The sequence below is a fragment of the Paraburkholderia sp. D15 genome, assembly GCF_029910215.1.
Classification (GTDB): Bacteria; Pseudomonadota; Gammaproteobacteria; order Burkholderiales; family Burkholderiaceae; genus Paraburkholderia.
Genome location: NZ_CP110396.1, coordinates 475,741 through 494,868, shown reverse-complemented (window position 1 = coordinate 494,868; position 19,128 = coordinate 475,741). Strand labels below are relative to the sequence as shown.

Below are 19,128 nucleotides of genomic sequence, written 5' to 3'. Positions count from 1 at the left end.
TCACCGCGCCGCGATCGCCGCCGCCACGCCCGCCATCAACGTTGCGCTCGCGCGGTTCGTGATCCTGACCGCGCGCCGTGTGGTCAACAGCTTGCGTGCACGCGTGGCCAGCATTGCCCATGTGATGTCGACCGCGGCCAGCACGAACAGCATGGTCAGCGTCAACTCGATCCACGCGAACGTCCCGACGCGCGATAGATCGATGATGGTCGGCAGCAGCGCGAGATAGAACACCATGATCTTCGGATTGCCGAGCGTGACGAGCAACCCGGCGACGAACATCCGCCACGGCGACTGGCCGCGCGGCAGGTCGTCGCCCGCGACATCGGCTGGCGCACGCCACATCTTCCATGCAAGAAACAACAGATACGCGGCGCCGGCGAACTTCAACACCATGAACAGCATGCCGAAGCTGCGCGCCAGTACCGCGAGCCCGGCCACCGCGCAGGTGAGCCACAACGCTTCGCCGAGCCACATCGCGGCGAGAAACGGCAGCACGTCGCGAAAGCCGTTGGTCAGCACGCGCGCGACCAGCGCGGCGACGCTAGGACCGGGCGTGCCGGCCGCGACGATCAACGCGAGAGCGAAAACCAGCAAGGCAGATACCGTCATCGAAAATCTCCGGAGACATTAACGAAGGCGCCGGCCGACGAAGCGCCACACGGCACTGACCAGCAGCGAACCGACACCGAGCGCGACGCCCAGCAACACGATCGAACTCATATGATCGCGCACCAGCGGCACGTTGCCGAACAGATAACCGGCCGTCACCAGCGACACGATCCACAGCGCCGCGCCCGCACTCACGTACGACACAAAACGCGCGAACGTCATGCGCGATACGCCCGCGACGAACGGCGCGAAAGTGCGCACGACCGCGATGAACGGCGACAGCAGAAACGTCAACCCGCCGCGCGCTTCGTAGAACGCGTGCGCCTTACGTAATGCATTCTTGTCGAGCCAGCGATAGTCGGCCGTATAGACCTTTTCGCCGATCGCACGGCCGATCGCATAGTCCACGATGCTACCTGCCACGGTCGCGGCAAACAACACGGGAATCACGAGCCACACGTTGAGCGCGCCGGTTGCGGCGAGCCCGCCGCAAATGAAAATCAGCGGATCGCCGGGCAGGAAGAACAGCGGCAGAAAACCGATCTCGACGAACACGACGAGGAATAGCATCGCGTAGACGGCGGTGCCGTATTGCACGATCAAATCGCTCAGGTGCCGGTCGAAGTGCAGGGCGACCTGCAGCACATGCATCAGATCCATCTTGGGCGCGGGAAGGGAGGTAGTGGGATGTTCGGGAGTGTAGCTCGCGGGCCCGGCGGACACTTGTTTATTTGCCGTCGTTGATGTCAATATCGCGCGATGCCGGCGCGGAGCCGGACCCGCAACGTTACCGTGATTTCTCCATGCCGCCTACGTCCACCCTCACCTTCCGCTTTGCCGCGCCCCACGATGCCGCCGCCATTCGCGCGATCGAGTTCGAAGCGGGGCAGCGTTTCGTCAGCGTCGACATGGTGGGCATCGCCGATGCCCCGCCGATGGAGATCGCGCTCGTCGAACGCAAGATCGCGGCGCGCGAGATCGTCGTCGCCGTGAATGCGGACGCGGATGCAGCGTGCGTCGGCTTCGTGATGTTCGAGCCGGAACCCGCACGCTTCTATGTTCAGGAACTCGATGTGCTGACCTCGCATGGAGGGCAGCGCATCGGCGCGGCGTTGATCGACGAGGTCGCGGGGCTCGCGCGCGAGCGGGGCGTCATGCAACTGGTGTTGTCGACGTTTCGCGACGTCCCATGGAACGCGCCGTATTACCGTCGGCTGGGGTTTCGCGATATCGCACCAAACGATCTCGACGCGTCGCTGATCGAGCGGCGTGACATGCACATCGCGCACGGGCTCGACGAATCGAAGCGCGTGTTCATGCGGCGCGATTTCGCGTGATGCGAGGCGCGACGCATGAACCCCCCCGTCAACGCCTCGAAACGAGACAAACAAAAACGCGGCGGGTGTGACCCTGATCCATCAGGTCACACCCGCCGCGTTGTTTCTTCAGCGTGCCGCTACGATTTCAGCGGCAAACCGAATCTGGAGCGATCACGTTTGCCCCCGCTTTATTCCACCGTTTCCAGCGCCGGATAATCCACGTAGCCGGTTTCGCCGCGCGCATAGTACGTGGCCGGATTCGGCTTGTTCAACGGCGCGTCGATTTCGAAGCGGCGCACCAGATCCGGATTCGCGATGAACAGTTGGCCCCAGGCCACCGCGTCCGCTTCACCGGCGTCGAGCACCTGCTGCGCGGTGTCCTTCGTGAACTTTTCGTTCGCGATGTACGGGCCGCCGAACGCCTGCTTCAGTTGCGGGCCGAGGCGATCGTCGCCGAGCGCTTCGCGTGCCGCGATGAAGGCGATCTCGCGCTTGCCGAGTTCGCGTGCCACGTAGCCGAAGGTCGCGGCCGGATCGGAGTCGCCCATGTCGTGCGCGTCGCGGCGCGGCGCGAGGTGCACGCCGACGCGGTCCGCGCCCCACACGGCGATGCAGGCGTCGGTGACTTCGAGCAGCAGGCGGGCGCGGTTTTCGATCGGGCCGCCGTAGGCGTCGGTGCGCTGATTGGTGCTGTCCTGCAGGAACTGGTCGAGTAGATAGCCGTTCGCGCCGTGCACTTCGACGCCGTCGAAGCCCGCTGCCTTCGCGTTTTCCGCGCCCTTGCGATACGCGTCGACCAGACCGGCGATTTCATCGAGACCCAGCGCGCGCGGCGTCACGTACGGACGTTCCGGACGCACGAGGCTCACGTGGCCCTTCGCGGCGATCGCGCTCGGCGCGACCGGCAGTTCGCCGTCCAGGAACAGCGGATCGGAAATGCGGCCGACGTGCCACAGTTGCAGAAAGATCTTGCCGCCGGCGGCGTGCACCGCGTTCGTGACGAGCTTCCACCCCTCGACCTGTTCCTGCGACCAGATGCCCGGCGTATCCGCATAGCCGATGCCTTGCGGCGTGACCGAGGTGGCCTCGCTGATGATCAGACCGGCGCTTGCGCGCTCGGCGTAGTAACGCGCCATCAACGCGTTCGGCACGCGGATTTCCTCGGCGCGCTGACGCGTCAGCGGCGCCATGATGATGCGGTTCGACAGCGTGAGATCGCCAATTTGCAACGGATCGAAAAGAGTCGGCATGTGAGTTCACCTTCGGCGACGAGCTTGTGGCCCGAGCCTGAAAAAGACTGCGTGACAGGAAAGAAGCGCGGCGATGCGGACGACGCCCTCAGAGCTGTGTGTTCACGTGCTCGAGGAATGCCTGGATGACGGACTCATTACGCTTGAAAAACACCCACTGCCCGACGCGCTTCGACGTGACGAGTCCCGCGCGCTGCAAAGCCGCGAGATGCGCCGACACGGTGGACTGCGACAGACCGCAGCGCGCGTCGATCTTGCCGGCGCAAACGCCATGGTCGAGCGGCAGTTCCTGATCGGCGAAATGCGCGTAAGGCTCGCGCAGCCAGCCGAGAATCTCCCGGCGCACCGGGTTGGCCAACGCCTTGTGAATCGCGTCGATGTCGGGGATGGAGTCAGTTCGTTTCATGATCGTCAACCGCGTGCAGACTGGGCACACGTCTGCGCCCATGCGTCCTGCATCGCTACAGGACGAATCATATATCGTATTTTGACGATATGCACGATGGCATTACTGGCGGTGGGGGTGATGGGGGGGCGGCGATTACCGCCGCCCCCCCTCCCTCAACCCCCTCAAAACGCGTACCGCACCCCCGCGAACACACTGCGTCCCTCACCCGGATAGAAGATCGCCGTCGATGCCGTGCGCGCGTCCGCCACCGTGCTGATATCGCTCACATAGCGCTTGTTCGTCAAATTGCGCGCGTCGACATACACCGACACGCCGTTGCGAAAATCCCATCCCGCCTGCACGCCCAGCAGCGCATAACCCGGTACGCGCAAGGTATTCGCATCGTCGGCCCAGGCACCCGCGGGCACCCAGTCCACCGACGCCGACAGATGAAACCCGTCCGGCCGCGAATAGCCGAGCGCCGCGCGCACCACATTGACCGGTACGCCGGCGATGCGATTCGAGCCGTATTGCGGATCGCCCTTGAAGCGGAAATCGTTCAGGTTCCACACGCCCGACAGCGTGATCCTGTCGCCCGCGCCGCGCCCTGCGATGTCGCGCAGCAGATCCACCGACACCCCCGCCTCGATGCCCTGCAACACGGTCTGATTGGCGTTGAACGTCGTTGCCGGGATATTTGGATTCGTCGTGTATTGCAGCAACTGATCCCGCACCAGCGAGCGCCATGCGGTGACGTCCCAGCTCACGCGATCGTGCGTGCCGCGCGTGCCGAGCTCGACGGTCCACGCATGCTGCGCGGCGAGCGGCGTGAAGCGTGTGGTCGAACTGAAGGTCTGCATCAGATCGGTGAAGTCGGGAACGTCCTGGCTGCGTGTGATATCCGCGAACGCCTGGATGTCGCGATTCGGTTGCCACAGCAACCCGAGCTTGGGATTGATGCCATTGAACGTTTCGCTGGTCGATCTGTAGGTGGGATCGGCGGCCAGCCCGCCATGATCGACGTACTCGCGGACGTCGCGCAGGGCTTTCACGCCCGTCATCAATGCGACGGTGGGCAGGAAGAACAAACGGTTCTCGACGTAAGCCTCGTAGTTGTAGGCGTTTTGCGACGAGTCCAGCGTCTGCGCGCCGCGATTGCCGGACACGTTTACGTACTGCCGCGCCTGCGTATTGCCGCCGAAGAAACGCGCGCCGGCAATCACGTCGTTGCGCAGTCCGCCGAGATCGAGCGTAGCCGTGTAGCGCGGCGCGAAGCCGTAGGTCCAGCCATCCTGTTCGAGCGCCTGAAAGATCGGGTGATACAGGCTCTTGTGAATCGCCCAGGTATCGAACGTGAGTTCGCCGGTGTCGAGCTTGAGCGTGGTGCGGTTGGCAATGCGTTCCGTGCGCGTATTGCGGGCCTGGTCGCCCGTCACCGCGCTGGTTGCCGCCCTGGTCGGATTGTTGAGCGCGTCGTTCAGCGACAGCGTGCCGGGCAGCAATTGATTGACGACATACACCCCCACGTAGAAGCGCGTGTCGAGCGTCGGGCTGAAACGGTAGCCGACGTTCGCGTTGAACTGCTGATAGTTGCCGCGCTCGTGGTCGCGATAGCCGGACGCGTGATGGGTCGAGAAGGTGGCGATGTAGTCGAGCGGGCCAACCACGCGCGAGAACTGCGCGCTCGCGCGTACCGTGCCGTAGCTGCCACCTTCGAGTCGCACCATGTTGGGCGCATCCGCGGTATAGGCGGTGGGCGTGATGAAGTCGATGGCGCCGCCGAGCGTCGACGCGCCGTACGCGAGTCCGTTGCCGCCTTTGTAGACTTCGGCGGCCCGCAGCGCGAGCGGATCGATCTGGTAGTAGTCGCCGCTGCCGTCGGCGAGATTCGTCGGAATGCCGTCCTGAAGAATCTCCAGGCCGCGCGTGTGATAGCTGCGCGCGATGCCGGAGCCACGGATCGACAGCCGAAGCTCCTGGCCGTAACGGTTCTGCACAAAAACGCCCGGCACCTCCTTCAGCACATCGCGCAAGGTGAACGCATAGGTGTTCGCATAACTGTCGCTATCGACGAAGCCGACCGAGCCGACGGTTCCGTCGAGTACGCGTTTGATCTCGCTGACCGATGGCGACGTCAGCGAGCGGGGCGCCTGATCGCGCACGATCACCGGCGCGAGCGTGGTTTCGTTATCGGGGCGGGTTTGATCGGTCGTGTCGGCCCATGCGTGCGAGGCGAGGAGGGCGGCCGCGCTGGACAGGGCGATCCGGAGTCGGATGGTCTCGAACATGTTGATTGAGTCGTTTATCGGTGTACAGACGTGAAGCACCGGCGTGCGGGCACGTGCCCCACGCGGTGAGCAGTAAGCAGCCATGCGCAGACAGGCAACGCCCGCACGCCGCGCGATGCAGCGCGGGCATGCCCGTTCACTCGCCCGGCTGGCGAGCGAAAGAAAAAGTCGTTACCGGAAGCGCAAGAAAATCAGCGGAAGGACGGCGGGTCTCTCGGGCGTCCGGAGGGGAACGCGCCGAGCGGCGTGAAGCGGGTGAAGTGCGCGCTGACGGTCGCGACGACGATGAGCGTCAGCAGGGCAAGCGTGACGGTGGGAATAGGCGGCATGGCCGCATGCGTGGCGAGCAGATCGCAATAGCTGCAAGCGGACAGCAGATCCTGCGCGGCTGCGTGATGACTCGCGCCACCAGGCAGCGCAGCGGAACACAATGCCGCCTCGGGTTGATCCGCGCGATGCGCGACGATCAATTGACTGACCAGCGGCGCAAGCACGATGAGCAGCATGGCGAACAGGCCAAGCCATGCGGTCGTGAGTGTGCGGGCGCGAAGGTTCATGTCGGACTGAAATAGTGTGCGGCGTACTTTAACAGTCCGTAAGAATCGTTTCAATCGGTCGAGCCGCGAAAGGACCTGTGATGGATTTATTGTCGGTATAGCGCTCACGTATCGTCGTTATCGCTGCGCGTTTGCGCTGCGTCGCGAAACCAGTTCTCCGCATGTGCCCGATCGGACACCCATGAGCGCGAAGGCCGCGCGTCGAGTTCACGATCGATGAAGCGGCGTCCCCATTCGATGCCGTCGCGCGTCGCTTCCGGCTCCGTGCGCCACTGCGGTTGAACCGTCGCGGGACGGACATCGACGAGGGTCGTCGTGCCGCGCCGCACGCTCACGCGCGCGATCCATGCGCCGAATGGGTTGGTCTCGGCGTGCACGATGATGTCGAACTCGCCGTAAGTCTCCGTGCTTTCGTTCATCGTCGTCTCCTGAGAGCGCGCACGCACCTCAGCGCGTACCTGTGTCTGTACGGACAGTCGGACCTAGGGCCGCGAGGCGACCTCATCCAGGTGTTCCAGCAGATCCGCCGGATCGTCATAGACGCGCAACGCGCCGGCACGTTCCAGTTCCTCCGTGCCGTACCCGCCCGACAGCAAGCCGACGCCGAGCGCGCGGCAGCGTTGCGCGGCCAGCATGTCCCAGATGCTGTCGCCGACCACGACGCTCTGTTCGATCGGCACGCCGAGCCGCAAGGCGGCGGCGATGAACAGATCGGGATCGGGCTTCGCGTACTTCACGTCGTCGCGCGTGACGACGACCGCTTTCGCCGGATCGACGCCGAGCGCTTCGAGATTGAGCGCGGCGGTCTCCATCCGTCCGCTGGTCGCCACGGCCCAAGGCGTGCCGGCCTGCGTGAGCGCGGCGAGCAGTTCGCGCGCGCCGGGCAGCGGGCAGACCTGATCGCGCAATTGCAGATATGCGGCGGCATGTGCGCGCCGCAGCCGTTCGCCGAGCTCCACGCTGATGTCCTGATGCGTTTCGCGCAGCAACTGGTTCGTGAAGAGGCCGCCGCTCATGCCGATCTTGCGGTGAATGCGCCAGACCGACAGCGGAATGCCCTCGCTGTCGAGCGCCTGCTTCCACGCGAGCACGTGCTGATAGACGCTATCGACGAGCGTGCCGTCGAGATCGAACAGAAAGGAAGTTTGAATGCGCATGACGGCGTCCTTGATCGGATGGATGACGTGAGACGAACGCAAGAAGCGAACGCGAGAAGCGGACGCGAAAAACGAACGGCCTACCCGGCCTGCGTCAGCGATACCGACGCCTCGCTCGTCAGCATCAGAAACGTCAGCGATTCGCGCAGATAGAGCCGCACCGTCGTATCGGTATGGCTCGTGTAGCCGATCGACACGTCCTCGCCGAGATGCAGTTCGAAGTCGCCGCCGCGCGTGGACAGCACGCTGCCGCCTGCCAGCGCCGGCGCCCAGATGATGTCGCCGTTCACGATCCGCTTGATGTGGCCGATGATCGGATAGCCCTGGTCGCGCGCTTCGCCGAGCGCCGTGTAGGCATCGGCGCCGAGCAGCACGGAGTAGGGGCCGTCGACGCCCGCGAGCCGCAGCTGTTCGAGCGCGTGGCTGATCGCGTCCGGATAGTCGCTGACGTCGGCCGGCAACGCGAGCACCGGGTTCGACGAACCCTCGCGCAAGCCTTCGATATCCGCCGCCCGGTAGCCGTCGAAAATCGCCCGGTCCTCGGCGTACGCGAGCTGCTTCGCTGCTTCCTTCGCGGGTTGCCAGTCGGCGTCTTTCGCGCCGCGCACGACGCTGTCGATCGCTTCGCGCGACAGTTCGAACGGCACGGTCAGCTCGACGAGACTTTTCACTTCGGCGAGCTTCGCGACCACGCCGTCGTGCGGCGCGCCGATCGCGATCTGATGACCGGTGCCGATGGCGGAGAGTTCGGCGCCGCCCGGGCCCTTGACATCGACTACGCGGCGTCCGGCCACACTGCGTTTGAAGGTGCGCGCCACTTCCTCTTCGAGCTGCGACCAGGCGGCGCGGGAGATGGGGGCAAGCTCGCGATGCAGGTTATTCATGTTGGGCGATTCCCTTGAGTGAGCCAATGTTCAGCGAGCCATCGCGTTCCGGCTCGGTGGGTGCGGAGGAGGGGTGGGGTTGCGCTTCGGCCTTGCTGGCGGAAACGGCGGAAACGGCGGAAACGGTGGTTTTCGTTTCCGCCGCGTTTTCGGTTTCATCGCCATCGGCCATGTCGGCGGATGGCGGCGGCACGCGGTCCGCGAGTTCGTCGAGCATGGTCGCCGACGGCGTGAAGAACAAGCCGCCCGTGACCGCGCGGCTGTAGTCGAGTAGCCGGTCGTAGTTGCCGGGCGGCCGGCCGACGAACATGTTCTCCAGCATCTGCTCGATCGGCGCGGGCGAGCGCGCATAGCCGATGAAGTACGTGCCGAACTCGTTCGAGCCGGGCCGCCCGAACGACATGTTGTCGCGCAGGATCTTCACTTCCTTGCCGTTCTCGACGAGCGTGGTCAGCGAACTGTGCGAACACGACGGTTTCACCGCGTCGTCGAGTTCGATGTCCGACAATTTCTTGCGTCCGATGATGCGTTCCTGCGCTTCGACCGGCAGTGCATTCCAGCCCGCCATGTCGTGAAGATATTTCTGCACGATCACGTAGCTGCCGCTTTCGAAGTCCGGATCTTCGTCGCCGATCAGCGTGAACTGTACGGCTTCGCGGCCCGTCGGATTCTCGGTGCCGTCGACGAAACCGACCAGATCGCGCATGTCGAAGTAGCGGAAGCCATGCACTTCGTCGACGACGGTCACTGCATCGCCGAGCGGCGTCAGCAGTTGCGTCGCGAGTTCGAAACACAGGTCCATGTGTTCCGCGCGAATGTGCAGCAGGATGTCGCCGGGCGTCGCGAGCGCATGGCGATCGTCCCCGCGGAATTCGCGGAACGGATGCAGGCTTGCCGGGCGAGGCGCGCCGAACAGGCGGTCCCACGCGACGGAACCGAAGCCGCACACGCAGGAGAGGTTGCCGCCCGGCACGCGCTTGCCGACCGCGCGCACCAGCGCCGCGAGGTCGCCGCACCACGCGCGGACGGTGTCCGCGGCATCGGCGCCGTGCGCAATCGTGGCAACTAGGAAAATCGCGCTGCGGGAGAGGTCTTTACAGATGCCTTGCGGCTCTGGCGGATCGGCGCGTTCGGGAGTCTGGGGCTTTTCAATGGTCATCGGAATGAGTGTGAATGGCTCGTGATGGTCGACTGGCACCCTGCCACCGGATGTTATACCGGCGATCGACTTCGTTGCATGCGCGGCGTCATGACAATGTTCAGGCGGCCTGTCATGAAGGTGGCGTTGCCTGAAAATGGAAAATAAATTCCACGATAAAAATTTTAAGCAATTTTTCTTGCATTGCAGTCCGGTCGTCTCCTATGCTTGACAGCAAATACGCACGACGCTCCACGCTCGACTATCGACGCGTGGCGGCATCTCAGGAGACAGCAGTGAACCGGATCGATCCTCAGCAAGCGACCCCCGACGTCGTGGTCGACGCACTCACGCAAGGTCCCGGTGCGATCTGCGTGCGCGGGCTGTTCAGCGCGAGCCAGATCGCGGACGCGCGTCGCATCGTGATGGCGCACTCGGAGGATCGCGCGCAAACGGTCACGCACTTTCAGGGTCAGGCCGCCGAGGAGCAGCGGCTGCATCTGCAGCGGCGCGTGTGGAATCTGCTGGCGAAGGGCGACGTGTTTTCGCAGATGGCGGAGCAGGCGGTGATCGTCGGCGCGATGCGGCAGTTTCTCGGCGACGATTTCATCATGGGCTCGATCGCGGCCAACCGGATTCTGCCGAACGGGCCTGGCCAGGAACCGCACATCGATTACCCGTACTGGGATTACCACATGCCGGCCACTTTTCCGCGCGGCATCAACACGACGTTTCCGCTCAACGCGCAGGTGACGATTCCGCTCGATCCGTTCACGGCCGAAACCGGTGCGACCGCGTTCGTGCCGCACACGCAGCACGAGTTGCGCTACCCCGCGGAAAGCGATCGCTTCTTCGAACGTTGCGAGCGCATGATCGCGGAGCCGGGCGACGCGATCATCTTCTTCGGCGCGACCTGGCATTGCGCGATGCCGAACCGCAGCACACGGGATCGCAGCGCGGTGTTGATCCAGTACCTGCCGAAGTTCGTGAAGCCGATGGAGGATCTGCGCGCGATGGCGGGCGAAGACTTCGTGCGGCGGGCCAGTCCGACGATGCGTCAGTTGCTTGGGTTGAATTTTCCTTATCCGCAGAATCTGGATGAGATTGCGGTGGCGACGAATGCGGAGGGGCGGAAGGGGGCGATGCGGTAGGGGCGTTGGGTTGGTGAGTTACCCCAGGTTTTGGCGCGATGTTGGTTTATCCACAGAAATTGTTCGCAAGGCTGTGGAAAACTGTTCGGTAACAGGGCCAGGTGGTTGATGCTTCGGAGTTTTCGTGGGTAGGTACAGAAGCGGGCTATTGCCCGCCTCGCATCAGGTTAAAGGGCCGTGCTTGCGGCGTCTAGTCGATCGGTTGCTGTGAGACCGTCATGTGCTGTCTGATTTTCGGTTAGCTCAAACTACGGAACGCGGTCGATCATTCAACATCGCTCGTGTCTTCGTCATCGGGTCGATCTAGGGGATGTTGGGTCAAGGTCAGACGTTGCTCGATCTGAGGGCGGCCTGCCGCGAGCACATTGAGCATTGCGACACCGAGCTGTCGAGCCAGTTCGTCGTCAAACCGGAACTCCTCATCGTCCAGAAAAAATGGCACTTCCATGCAGCCGGCCAACACGGAAGCCAGCTTTGTGGTGTCAACGGCCTGCATGATCAACTGCTGGGGTTCCTCGGTGTACGTCAGAACCACGGAATATGGGGGATGTTTAATCATCAAAACCCTCGGCACTGTTGATATCTGTCAAAAGCGTTTGCCAAACATATCTTGTAATTTCGCATACCTCTTGGTTTGGCCATCAATCTACACGCGTCCATATCATTCTCGTATTTTTCATAACACTGGGCATGCTGGCTTTCACGCCCACCGCACTTCACCATACCGCCTTCGTCATTTGATGCGCCATACGGAGTGGAGAAAAGCATTGACCGCTTCGCCGAACTCGTCAAATCCGGCACAAGAACAGGATACGGAACCTGCGACTGATCTGCCAGCATGAGCTCAGCCGTGTCTCCCCACTTCGGCAGCGCGTCGCTCAATTCGTCGCCGAAAAGTCTTACCGTCACGTTGGCTTTCCACGGCATGTAGCATTCGACGCACAGCGCTGGAATGAATGCGTTCGCGTCTGACTTCAGGCCCGTGAGATTAGCGGGTGGTGATACTGGATCGATGCCTAAGGCCCAGTTGGTTAGCCATATATCCAGTTCGGCGTCGGTCACTTGTTGGGGAAACCAGTCGTTCGTCGAAACGAGCGCTTTTCGACTCAGAACGGTGCCGTCAGGAGCGTAGCTATAGTCGACTTTCAGGTATCGAGCCAAACCGCCATTTGCGGCAGCCGCCTTTTCGGTGTATTGAAACGAAGATACGCGTCCCCGTACATCGTAAGCAATACCGGCCTGACCACTGTTGCCCGCGATCTGAGTTGCACGATTCGCAGCATTACGGCTAAGAGTTCGCATTTCCCAGCCCGACACCGCGTCCCGCACGAGGGCGATATTGCCCCGCATGTCGTACGAATAAGTCCAGTCTTCGGTTTTTCTGCCGTCGTCAACAACTGTGGCAGACAAGAGGCGACCCGCCGGGTCATAACGCGCACCGACCGTCAACTGACTTCCCGTTCCAGCCGCCTGCATTCCCGACTCGCCTGTCGGGTCCGTTGTTGCCCGCTCCGCGTAACCGGTGACGTTGCCAGCCGCATCGTAAACAAAGGCGCGTACCTTACCTGGCGTGGCTACCAGATGTGGGCGCAGCGATTTGCCGTCGTTGTATTCGATGGTCGTTACCGTCTTCTTGCCTGCAACTGTTGCGACGGACTTTACTGGGCGATTGACGCTATCCCACGTGTACTGAATGTCGCCCTCGGGAGTCTGCCGCCGCTTAAGATTTCCTGTTGCGTCCCACGATCGCGAGACCGTGCCATGAGGTGTTTCGATCGAACGAGGCCGCAACGTGTCGACATCGTCGAAAACGTAGTTGCTTGTGCCCAACATATCCTTGAGTGTCGTTCTCGCCAGACCGTAGCTCAATGCCGTATTGCGCGTCGTATCGGGGTGCGTAGCTGCACTGGCCCGACCGCTGGAATCATAGACCCAGGTTGCTGTACGCGATCCGGTCTCGTCGACTACACCAGTCAGCGCTTCGGGGAAGCGCGCGTCTTCATAGAGATACTGGCGCATGTAGCCGTCGGGACCCGTCACTGACGTGAGATTGCCTTTGACGTCGTATGCATAATGCGTCGCATTGCCCAATGGATCGACGATGGTCGAGATGCGATTTTTACTGTCGTACTTCAGGCTGATTACCAATCCTGATTGCGTCGGGCGATCAATCGGCGCCTCACCGATGTCCACGATACGTTGCTTTTCGTCATAGCTCACTTCACGGATCATTCCCGTACGGGTCGATTCGGAATAGAACTGACCAGTCGTTCCCTTGTACGCCTCCGTCGTACCTCGCAACTCGTCCTTCAAATAGAAGTCTCCGTTTGCGGCTTTCGCCAGGGATAGCCAGTTTTTCCCTGTCACTACCCATGCTGCTCCGTTCCAACGGAACGTCAACGGCTGCTGATTCCCCCGATACGCGACGATGTGTGGCTCACTGGCATAGGCACCGGCCAGTTCGATGCGCCGTTGCCAGTTGTTCACCCAGTTGCTTCCCATCAGCGTCTGCGAGGTGTCGACAGATTTCGAAAGATAGGTACGCTTAAAAACCAGCGGCGACGTATCGCCGCTTGTGAAATCAGATTCGGACAACGTGACGATGCCCTTCGCCGGCAAGACGGGGTCCGCCACTGGACATGATTCGTCTGCTTGTGGTGGAACCGGAACGCCGTTGCAATAGTCCTTGATCCAGTTCGACGCGTTGGGACAGTTGTAGTAATTCATCGAGTTATAAGGATCGTCGCTACCCCGCGACATCGGCGACGTCCCGGCTACCTGGGTGACGCAGATGGGGCTTCCAGGAATACCGAGAGACTTCTGATAGGTCTGCATGCATTGCAAATAATCTGCAGCATTGGCTAAGAGGCTTGTCGCTGACACGCACGCCGCGATGCACAGCCGGCCACGGCTACGCGTCAATCGTCGACTGAGGTTCCGCGATTTCATGTTTCTCCTTAAGTTTTGTTGTGGTGATCGATGAAACCGGTCACAACTCTTAAGGATGATTAAATAAATGGCTATCCGACTAATCCGAAAATCAGGATCGCATAGGCTGGATGTGACGCGCGTGTTTTATCAATTCGCCGGACAGAAGAAGCGAATGATTGGTTGCAGCTTGTGCATTGAACACGGGGTAGTTGTCCGGGAGAATGGCCTTCCAGAAATATCACCAGAAAGCTTTGCGAGCGCAGTCGCGTGGCCCGTTCTCAGTGCCTTCGCCTCCCCCAAACTTATCCACAGAAATTGTTCATATCCTTGTGGAAAACTCCTGGCCAACCCTGGCAACTGCTTGAGCGGATAGCGTTTTTCTTTTGCGGTGCAGCGAACGGGCTCAGCGCGTCGCGTGTGGACAGCTAAGCAACAGCGTAGGGACAGCCAGGCTTTCCGATGCTGCGTGCCGATCCGCCACATGCCTCGACATGGCGTCGAAAAAAATCCACCGTCGCGGCCTTATTCCTCCGGCGATGCCAGCAGCGTCACCGGCACGCCATGGCAATTCGCCTGGCCCACGACCTGCGCGCCGAGCGTCGCGCCGGGATTCGCACGGACATCGGCGAGGCTCACCGCGCGATCGACCCGCAGAATATTGATCGGCCACGACGCCCGCGACAGCCGCTCGTGCGCGAACGAGCCGACCCACAACGGCGCGGACGACGCATCGCTGCCCACCGCATAGCCGCTCGGCCAGAAACGCAGCACGTCGCGTTCGTCGCGGGTCGCGCCGGGACGCATGAAGACCAGCGTCGACGGCACGCCGTTGTTGAGCTTCGGCAAAACCGGCAGCGACACCGCCGCGACATTCGGCGACGCCAGCGACAACAGACTGTGCGCGGACAGATCGGTGCCCTCGACCCAGCCTTGCGCGCGCAACTGGCCGCGAATCGACGCCGCGCTCGACACCCATTGCAACGTCAGCGGCTCCTTGCGATCGCCACCCATGTCCGAGCGATGGCAGGGCAGGCGCCGCCCCGCCGAGTCGAGCCACTGCGCCTGCGTCACCAGCACGGGCGGTCTGCGCAGCGAGGTGTCGGGCCGCGGCGCGGGCATCGCGACACCCAGTTGCACGCCGACGCTGACCAGCACGACCGCCAGCACGACGGCCGGCATCAGCGTACGTTCCGGTGGCGCTTCCGGATGCCGCCACATCGCGGTCAGCGCGACGATCGCGACCCACACGTAGGCGAGCGCCGCGCCGCCGATCGCGTCCGACACCCAGTAGCGGCCGAAGTACAGCCCGGCCAGCGCGACCACGATCACCACGATCGTGCTGACGGTCGCGACGACCACGCCTTCCATCTTGCCGACCCGGCGCGCGAGCAGAAAGGCCAGAAAGCCGTAGACGATCACCGTCGCGGCGACGTGGTCGCTCGGAAACGCGTACGCGTCGGACATCAATTCGTTCGGCGGCGCGCGATGCATCGCGAACTGCAGCGCGAAGATCAGCAATTGCGAGAACACCACGGCGGCGAGCCAGTAGCCGATCGTGCGCCAGCGCCGCTCCACCAGCATCCACACGACCACCGTCACGATCAGCGCCGCGAGCGTGAGGCCGCTGCCGAGCGTGGCGAGACTCGCGAGCACGGTATCGCCCCACGGCGTGCGGATCGACTGCATGAAGTGATAGACGGATTGATCGACCTGCGTCAGCGGATCGCCGCTGATCACGTCCTGCAGCACGCCGAAGAACAGCGCGCCCGACACCAGCACGACGAGCGAGGTCAACAGGATGCTGCTCGCGTCCGGCGTGTGCGGATCGAGCATGCGGCGCGCGAAACGGCCGAGCGGACCCGGATGCCGGCACGCCCAGCCGCCGACGAAGCGTCCCGCCGCGCCCGACCACGCGTTCGCATGCGAGAGCAGAAAGCGCGCGGCGCGAAAGCTCAGCCACACGATCGCCACCAGCAGCGCGAGGATCACGACGAGCCGGAACGACACCGCGCCCGCCAGCAGCACCGACGCGCCGAACACCACGCCCGGCAGGATATGGGCGGGCGCCCACAGCAGCGCGGAAAGCACGTTCATCGCGTAGAAGCGCAGCGGGGACATGCCCATCATGCCCGCCACCACCGGCACGATCGCGCGCAACGGTCCGATGAAACGCGCCAGCACCACACTCTTCGCGCCATGCTTGCGGAAAAATCGCTGACCCGCTTCGAGCACTTCGGGGTGTCGGCAAAACGGCCACATCTGGACGATGTGCTCCTTGTAGCGGCCGCCGAGCCAGAAGCTCATGCCGTCGCCGGCAATCGCACCCACGATGGCCCAGACGAATACCCACGGCAGACTTAGCGAGCCGGTGCCGGTCAGCGCGCCGGCCAGGAACATCGCGGTACTGCCGGGAATGAAGGTGCCGATGACGGCGACCGCTTCCAGGAAGGCCGCCAGAAAGACGACCGCGAGCATCCACGCCGGATGACCGGCGAGCTGATGCAGGAAGTGCAGGTAGGCGTGCTCCATCGTGCGCGAATGGCCGTTCTGGCTTGACGCCTGATCATAACGCGCACGGGAGCGTTGTTATTCCTCTTCGATGGACGTCGGCGCACCGGACCGGGCTACGACGCGCTCAGCGAATCGCCGGACACATGCACGCGTTCGCCGATCTGCACGGGCGGCTGCGTGTCGTAGTTGAAGTTGCGGTAGCTGCCGTCCCGCATGCGCACCTGGACCTGATAGCTGGTCTGCTTGCGCATCGCGTGTTCGATGCCGTTGCCGGCGAGGCCGCCGCCGACCACGCCCGCGATGGTCGTGAAAATCTTGCCGCGTCCGCCGCCGATCTGGTTGCCGACCAGTCCGCCCGCGACCGCGCCGCCCAGCGCGCCGAGTCCGGTGGCCGGCTCGGGCGACTGCACCGTGTTGATGGCGACGACTTCGCCCGCATACGGATCGAGCGCGACCGGTCGCGGCACCGCAGGCTGATACTGCGCCTGGTCATCCTGATTGTTCGCGTAGACCGGCGCGCTGACGGGCGGACGAGGGCGCGTGTGATGAACCGGAGGGCGTGCGGGTGCGGGTTGATAGGCCGGTTGATAGGCAGGTTGATACGCCGGTTGCTGAGCGGCTTGCTGCGTGGTTGGTTGGGCCGGTGCGGCCACGGACTGCGGCGCGGCAACCGGCGCGGCGCTGGTCTGCGTGGCGATCGTACCCGCGCTGCCATTCGACGTGATCGCCGAAGGCTCCGTGACGGCATGCGAAACCGGCAGCAAGCCGGTCATCGCCGCAATACCGGTGGCGCTCGCCAGGATGACGGAGACCGCGGCGCCGGCAACCAGAGGATGGATGCGGCTGCGTTGCGACTGGGTGGAAGTGAGGTTCGTGTTCATGGCGGACTCCGCGTCGTTGTGCCGTGTAGGTGCCTGCAATAACGCCGCAGACGAACCGTCGGTGCACGCGAAAACGAAACGCCTTTGTAAGGATTTGTATAGCTTCCCGCCGCTTGTTACAGATTCAGATTTCGTCGCTGAATTCGTCGAGAAAACGCTGCAGACGCGCGTGCCGGATGTCCGCCAGGCGCGCACCGGTCGCGGTCTGGAAACCGGACGCGAGCTTCAGCAGCTTGGTATGGAAATGGTCGAGCGTGTAGCGCATGTCGTCGAGCGGACGGTTTTCTGCATGCGGGTCCGCCGGGTCGTACAGCGCACGGCCCATGCGTCCCGCGACGTAGAAGCAGCGCGCCACGCCGAGCATGCCGAGCGCGTCGAGACGGTCGGCGTCCTGCAGGGTTTTCGCTTCGAGCGTGACGGGCGTGACACCTGCCGAGAAGCTGTGCGCTTCGATCGCGTGGGCGGTCGCCTCGACCTGAGCCGTGGACCAGCCGAGCGCGCTCAGCACGCGCGTCGCTTTCTCCGCCGACAGGCGCGACGCCTGGGCGCGCAGCGGCGAGTTCTTCTCGACCGCCACGCAGTCGTGCAGCAGCGTGGCCGCGAACAGCACCTGTGCGTCGCCGCCTTCCTGCGCGTGAATCGCCGCCGCGTTTTTCCATACGCGCTGCAGATGCGAGGTGTCGTGCGAGCCGTCGCCGTTGTCGTCGTAGGCGTGCGGCAACAGCGTTTGCGCGAGGTCCTGGAAGGGGGCGAAGGCGGTGCGGGTCATCGGTGCGGTCCGTGAAGAAAGCCGGCGATTATCGCGCATCGCCGGATTCGGGTGCTCGCGGCGGCGCGGCTGAACGATGCGGGCCGCGTGTCGTCTTACTCTGCAAGGGCCTGGGTTTGAACGGCGCGGGTCGAACCTTCGGGGTTGAGCGTCCGTGTAACCGTTGCGCGCGCGATGCGTGCGGCCCGTCGTTCAATGAAGCAATGGAGTCGATGATGAAGATCGCGAATGGATGGGGCGGGTTTGTGGCCGTGGGGCTGGTGGCGGCACTTGGATTGGGTGTCGGTGGCGCCGTGTACGCACAGTCGGGTGGAAATGGTGCGGGCGGTGCGCAGCCTTCCGCCGCAAATAGCGGAAGCGCAGGCGGTGGAGGCGGGGGCGCGGCTACGCCCGCCGGTTCGGGGTTGCTGCCCGGCGCGGCTACCGTTCCCGGAACCTCGTCGCTGTCGCCCAATGCGTCGACGGGCCTGGGAACAGGTTCGACATTGAGCGGCATGCGTGCGAACGGCACGAGTCTGAATGCGAGTCCCAATCCGCGTGCACCGGGCCTCGCGGGAAGGACGGCGCCGACCCGTTAGCGTAGGTGACATCCGCACCGCAGCGCCGGCGTCACACCGTCAGCGCGGCTATGCCGGCGCAGTCCGTTACCACGCCTCCGCTAGAAACCCGCCCGCCATTGCCCGCTTCGCGGCAGCCATATTCGTCTGCCTATAAAATGCACGTCCCGCTACCGGATCCGCTTCAACCCACAAGGAGAAACGCATGGCGCACGGCGAGCACAAGTACGACGTATCGGTGCAATGGACAGGCAACCGCGGCAGCGGCACCTCGGGATATCGCGCTTACGGCCGCGATCATGTGATCACGTCGGGCGGCAAGCCGGCGATTCCCGGCTCGGCCGACGCGGCCTTTCTCGGCGACGCCAACCGCTGGAATCCCGAGGACCTCGTAGTCGCCGCCGCCAGCGCGTGTCATAAGCTGTGGTATCTGCATCTGTGCTCGGACGCCGGCATCGTCGTGCTCGACTATCGCGACGACGCCGAGGGCACCATGATCGACGACCCCAACCAGGGCCGCTTCACGCAGATCGTGCTGCGCCCGCAGGTGACGATCCGCGCGGGCGGCGACGCCGAACTGGCCGCGCATCTGCATCACCAGGCGCACGAGAAATGCTACGTCGCGAACTCGGTCAATTTCCCGATTCTCTGCGAACCGACAATCTCGACCGCCGCGTCGTGATCGTCAGATAGATAGGCTTCGTCGCCGCGAGTGCTGCCGTATTGCGGCTTTCT

At 63.4% G+C, this 19,128-nt stretch carries 19 protein-coding genes; 4 read left to right on the top strand and 15 right to left on the bottom strand.

The genetic code is table 11. The annotated features are described in order from the left end of the window. Together LFL96_RS21930 and LFL96_RS21925 are read right to left on the bottom strand one after the other, a co-directional pair. Complete coding sequence (locus tag LFL96_RS21930; protein ID WP_281002799.1) at positions 1-612, bottom strand: LysE family translocator; 612 nt, start codon at positions 610-612, stop codon at positions 1-3. An 18-nt stretch (positions 613-630) separates the two neighbouring features. After that, positions 631-1,272, bottom strand: coding sequence for a VTT domain-containing protein (locus LFL96_RS21925; protein ID WP_281002798.1), 642 nt, complete (start codon positions 1,270-1,272; stop codon positions 631-633). 143 nt (positions 1,273-1,415) lie between these two features. Between LFL96_RS21925 and LFL96_RS21920 the strand changes: the two genes are divergently transcribed. Beyond that, positions 1,416-1,949, top strand: coding sequence for a GNAT family N-acetyltransferase (locus LFL96_RS21920; protein ID WP_281002797.1), 534 nt, complete (start codon positions 1,416-1,418; stop codon positions 1,947-1,949). Positions 1,950-2,119: 170 nt separating this feature from the next. Here LFL96_RS21920 and LFL96_RS21915 read toward each other — a convergent pair whose 3' ends face one another. The 8 genes from LFL96_RS21915 to LFL96_RS21880 all read right to left on the bottom strand — a co-directional run bounded on the left by LFL96_RS21915 (position 2,120) and on the right by LFL96_RS21880 (position 9,614). Then, positions 2,120-3,181 (bottom strand): alkene reductase, encoded by a 1,062-nt coding sequence (locus LFL96_RS21915; RefSeq protein ID WP_281002796.1) that lies wholly within the window; start codon positions 3,179-3,181, stop codon positions 2,120-2,122. Between the two features lie 88 nt (positions 3,182-3,269). Beyond that, positions 3,270-3,587 (bottom strand): helix-turn-helix transcriptional regulator, encoded by a 318-nt coding sequence (locus LFL96_RS21910; protein ID WP_281002795.1) that lies wholly within the window; start codon positions 3,585-3,587, stop codon positions 3,270-3,272. A gap of 164 nt (positions 3,588-3,751) precedes the next feature. After that, entirely contained in the window at positions 3,752-5,857 is a 2,106-nt protein-coding gene (locus tag LFL96_RS21905) for a TonB-dependent receptor (protein ID WP_281002794.1), read from the bottom strand. A gap of 191 nt (positions 5,858-6,048) precedes the next feature. Further along, on the bottom strand, positions 6,049-6,414 hold the full coding sequence (locus tag LFL96_RS21900) for a DUF2946 domain-containing protein (RefSeq protein ID WP_281002793.1): 366 nt from the start codon (positions 6,412-6,414) through the stop codon (positions 6,049-6,051). Positions 6,415-6,518: 104 nt separating this feature from the next. Further along, positions 6,519-6,833 (bottom strand): DUF6566 family protein, encoded by a 315-nt coding sequence (locus tag LFL96_RS21895; RefSeq protein WP_281002792.1) that lies wholly within the window; start codon positions 6,831-6,833, stop codon positions 6,519-6,521. A 63-nt stretch (positions 6,834-6,896) separates the two neighbouring features. Beyond that, a complete protein-coding gene (locus LFL96_RS21890; protein ID WP_281002791.1) occupies positions 6,897-7,571 on the bottom strand; it encodes an HAD family hydrolase in 675 nt (224 codons plus the stop codon). 80 nt (positions 7,572-7,651) lie between these two features. Continuing rightward, positions 7,652-8,455 (bottom strand): family 1 encapsulin nanocompartment shell protein, encoded by an 804-nt coding sequence (locus LFL96_RS21885; RefSeq protein WP_281002790.1) that lies wholly within the window; start codon positions 8,453-8,455, stop codon positions 7,652-7,654. Then, positions 8,448-9,614, bottom strand: a complete 1,167-nt coding sequence (locus tag LFL96_RS21880; RefSeq protein WP_281002789.1) for a Dyp-type peroxidase — start codon at positions 9,612-9,614, stop codon at positions 8,448-8,450. The genes LFL96_RS21885 and LFL96_RS21880 overlap by 8 nt, the downstream gene beginning before the upstream one ends. A gap of 203 nt (positions 9,615-9,817) precedes the next feature. Between LFL96_RS21880 and LFL96_RS21875 the strand changes: the two genes are divergently transcribed. After that, entirely contained in the window at positions 9,818-10,744 is a 927-nt protein-coding gene (locus LFL96_RS21875) for a phytanoyl-CoA dioxygenase family protein (RefSeq protein ID WP_281002788.1), read from the top strand. A gap of 265 nt (positions 10,745-11,009) precedes the next feature. Here the strand turns inward: LFL96_RS21875 and LFL96_RS21870 are convergent, their stop codons facing one another. From LFL96_RS21870 to LFL96_RS21850, 5 genes are all read right to left on the bottom strand, one after another. After that, positions 11,010-11,303, bottom strand: a complete 294-nt coding sequence (locus LFL96_RS21870) for a hypothetical protein (RefSeq protein WP_281002787.1) — start codon at positions 11,301-11,303, stop codon at positions 11,010-11,012. Beyond that, positions 11,303-13,693, bottom strand: coding sequence for a DUF6531 domain-containing protein (locus LFL96_RS21865; RefSeq protein ID WP_281002786.1), 2,391 nt, complete (start codon positions 13,691-13,693; stop codon positions 11,303-11,305). The genes LFL96_RS21870 and LFL96_RS21865 overlap by 1 nt, the downstream gene beginning before the upstream one ends. A gap of 504 nt (positions 13,694-14,197) precedes the next feature. Continuing rightward, positions 14,198-16,204, bottom strand: coding sequence for a bifunctional DedA family/phosphatase PAP2 family protein (locus tag LFL96_RS21860; protein ID WP_281002785.1), 2,007 nt, complete (start codon positions 16,202-16,204; stop codon positions 14,198-14,200). A gap of 95 nt (positions 16,205-16,299) precedes the next feature. Next, positions 16,300-17,067: a glycine zipper 2TM domain-containing protein gene (locus tag LFL96_RS21855; protein WP_281002784.1), complete on the bottom strand. Its 768-nt coding sequence runs from the start codon at positions 17,065-17,067 to the stop codon at positions 16,300-16,302. A gap of 124 nt (positions 17,068-17,191) precedes the next feature. Continuing rightward, complete coding sequence (locus LFL96_RS21850) at positions 17,192-17,836, bottom strand: HD domain-containing protein (protein WP_281002783.1); 645 nt, start codon at positions 17,834-17,836, stop codon at positions 17,192-17,194. 215 nt (positions 17,837-18,051) lie between these two features. Between LFL96_RS21850 and LFL96_RS21845 the strand changes: the two genes are divergently transcribed. Further along, a complete protein-coding gene (locus LFL96_RS21845) occupies positions 18,052-18,414 on the top strand; it encodes a hypothetical protein (protein ID WP_281002782.1) in 363 nt (120 codons plus the stop codon). Between the two features lie 184 nt (positions 18,415-18,598). Continuing rightward, the gene (locus tag LFL96_RS21840; RefSeq protein ID WP_281002781.1) at positions 18,599-19,075 is read left to right on the top strand and encodes an OsmC family protein; all 477 of its coding nucleotides are present in this window, start codon (positions 18,599-18,601) and stop codon (positions 19,073-19,075) included. The last annotated feature ends 53 nt before the right edge of the window (positions 19,076-19,128 follow it).

Bases quoted from the DNA above. Each gene is read 5' to 3' on its own strand.
- LFL96_RS21895 (WP_281002792.1), bottom strand. From the start codon at position 6,833: ATGAACGAAAGCACGGAGACTTACGGCGAGTTCGACATCATCGTGCAC.
- LFL96_RS21845 (WP_281002782.1), top strand. From the start codon at position 18,052: ATGAAGATCGCGAATGGATGGGGCGGGTTTGTGGCCGTGGGGCTGGTG.
- LFL96_RS21860 (WP_281002785.1), bottom strand. From the start codon at position 16,204: ATGGAGCACGCCTACCTGCACTTCCTGCATCAGCTCGCCGGTCATCCG.
- LFL96_RS21875 (WP_281002788.1), top strand. From the start codon at position 9,818: ATGCTTGACAGCAAATACGCACGACGCTCCACGCTCGACTATCGACGC.
- LFL96_RS21865 (WP_281002786.1), bottom strand. From the start codon at position 13,693: ATGAAATCGCGGAACCTCAGTCGACGATTGACGCGTAGCCGTGGCCGG.
- LFL96_RS21855 (WP_281002784.1), bottom strand. From the start codon at position 17,067: ATGAACACGAACCTCACTTCCACCCAGTCGCAACGCAGCCGCATCCAT.
- LFL96_RS21915 (WP_281002796.1), bottom strand. From the start codon at position 3,181: ATGCCGACTCTTTTCGATCCGTTGCAAATTGGCGATCTCACGCTGTCG.
- LFL96_RS21930 (WP_281002799.1), bottom strand. From the start codon at position 612: ATGACGGTATCTGCCTTGCTGGTTTTCGCTCTCGCGTTGATCGTCGCG.
- LFL96_RS21900 (WP_281002793.1), bottom strand. From the start codon at position 6,414: ATGAACCTTCGCGCCCGCACACTCACGACCGCATGGCTTGGCCTGTTC.
- LFL96_RS21925 (WP_281002798.1), bottom strand. From the start codon at position 1,272: ATGGATCTGATGCATGTGCTGCAGGTCGCCCTGCACTTCGACCGGCAC.
- LFL96_RS21905 (WP_281002794.1), bottom strand. From the start codon at position 5,857: ATGTTCGAGACCATCCGACTCCGGATCGCCCTGTCCAGCGCGGCCGCC.
- LFL96_RS21850 (WP_281002783.1), bottom strand. From the start codon at position 17,836: ATGACCCGCACCGCCTTCGCCCCCTTCCAGGACCTCGCGCAAACGCTG.
- LFL96_RS21890 (WP_281002791.1), bottom strand. From the start codon at position 7,571: ATGCGCATTCAAACTTCCTTTCTGTTCGATCTCGACGGCACGCTCGTC.
- LFL96_RS21885 (WP_281002790.1), bottom strand. From the start codon at position 8,455: ATGAATAACCTGCATCGCGAGCTTGCCCCCATCTCCCGCGCCGCCTGG.
- LFL96_RS21920 (WP_281002797.1), top strand. From the start codon at position 1,416: ATGCCGCCTACGTCCACCCTCACCTTCCGCTTTGCCGCGCCCCACGAT.
- LFL96_RS21840 (WP_281002781.1), top strand. From the start codon at position 18,599: ATGGCGCACGGCGAGCACAAGTACGACGTATCGGTGCAATGGACAGGC.
- LFL96_RS21870 (WP_281002787.1), bottom strand. From the start codon at position 11,303: ATGATTAAACATCCCCCATATTCCGTGGTTCTGACGTACACCGAGGAA.
- LFL96_RS21880 (WP_281002789.1), bottom strand. From the start codon at position 9,614: ATGACCATTGAAAAGCCCCAGACTCCCGAACGCGCCGATCCGCCAGAG.
- LFL96_RS21910 (WP_281002795.1), bottom strand. From the start codon at position 3,587: ATGAAACGAACTGACTCCATCCCCGACATCGACGCGATTCACAAGGCG.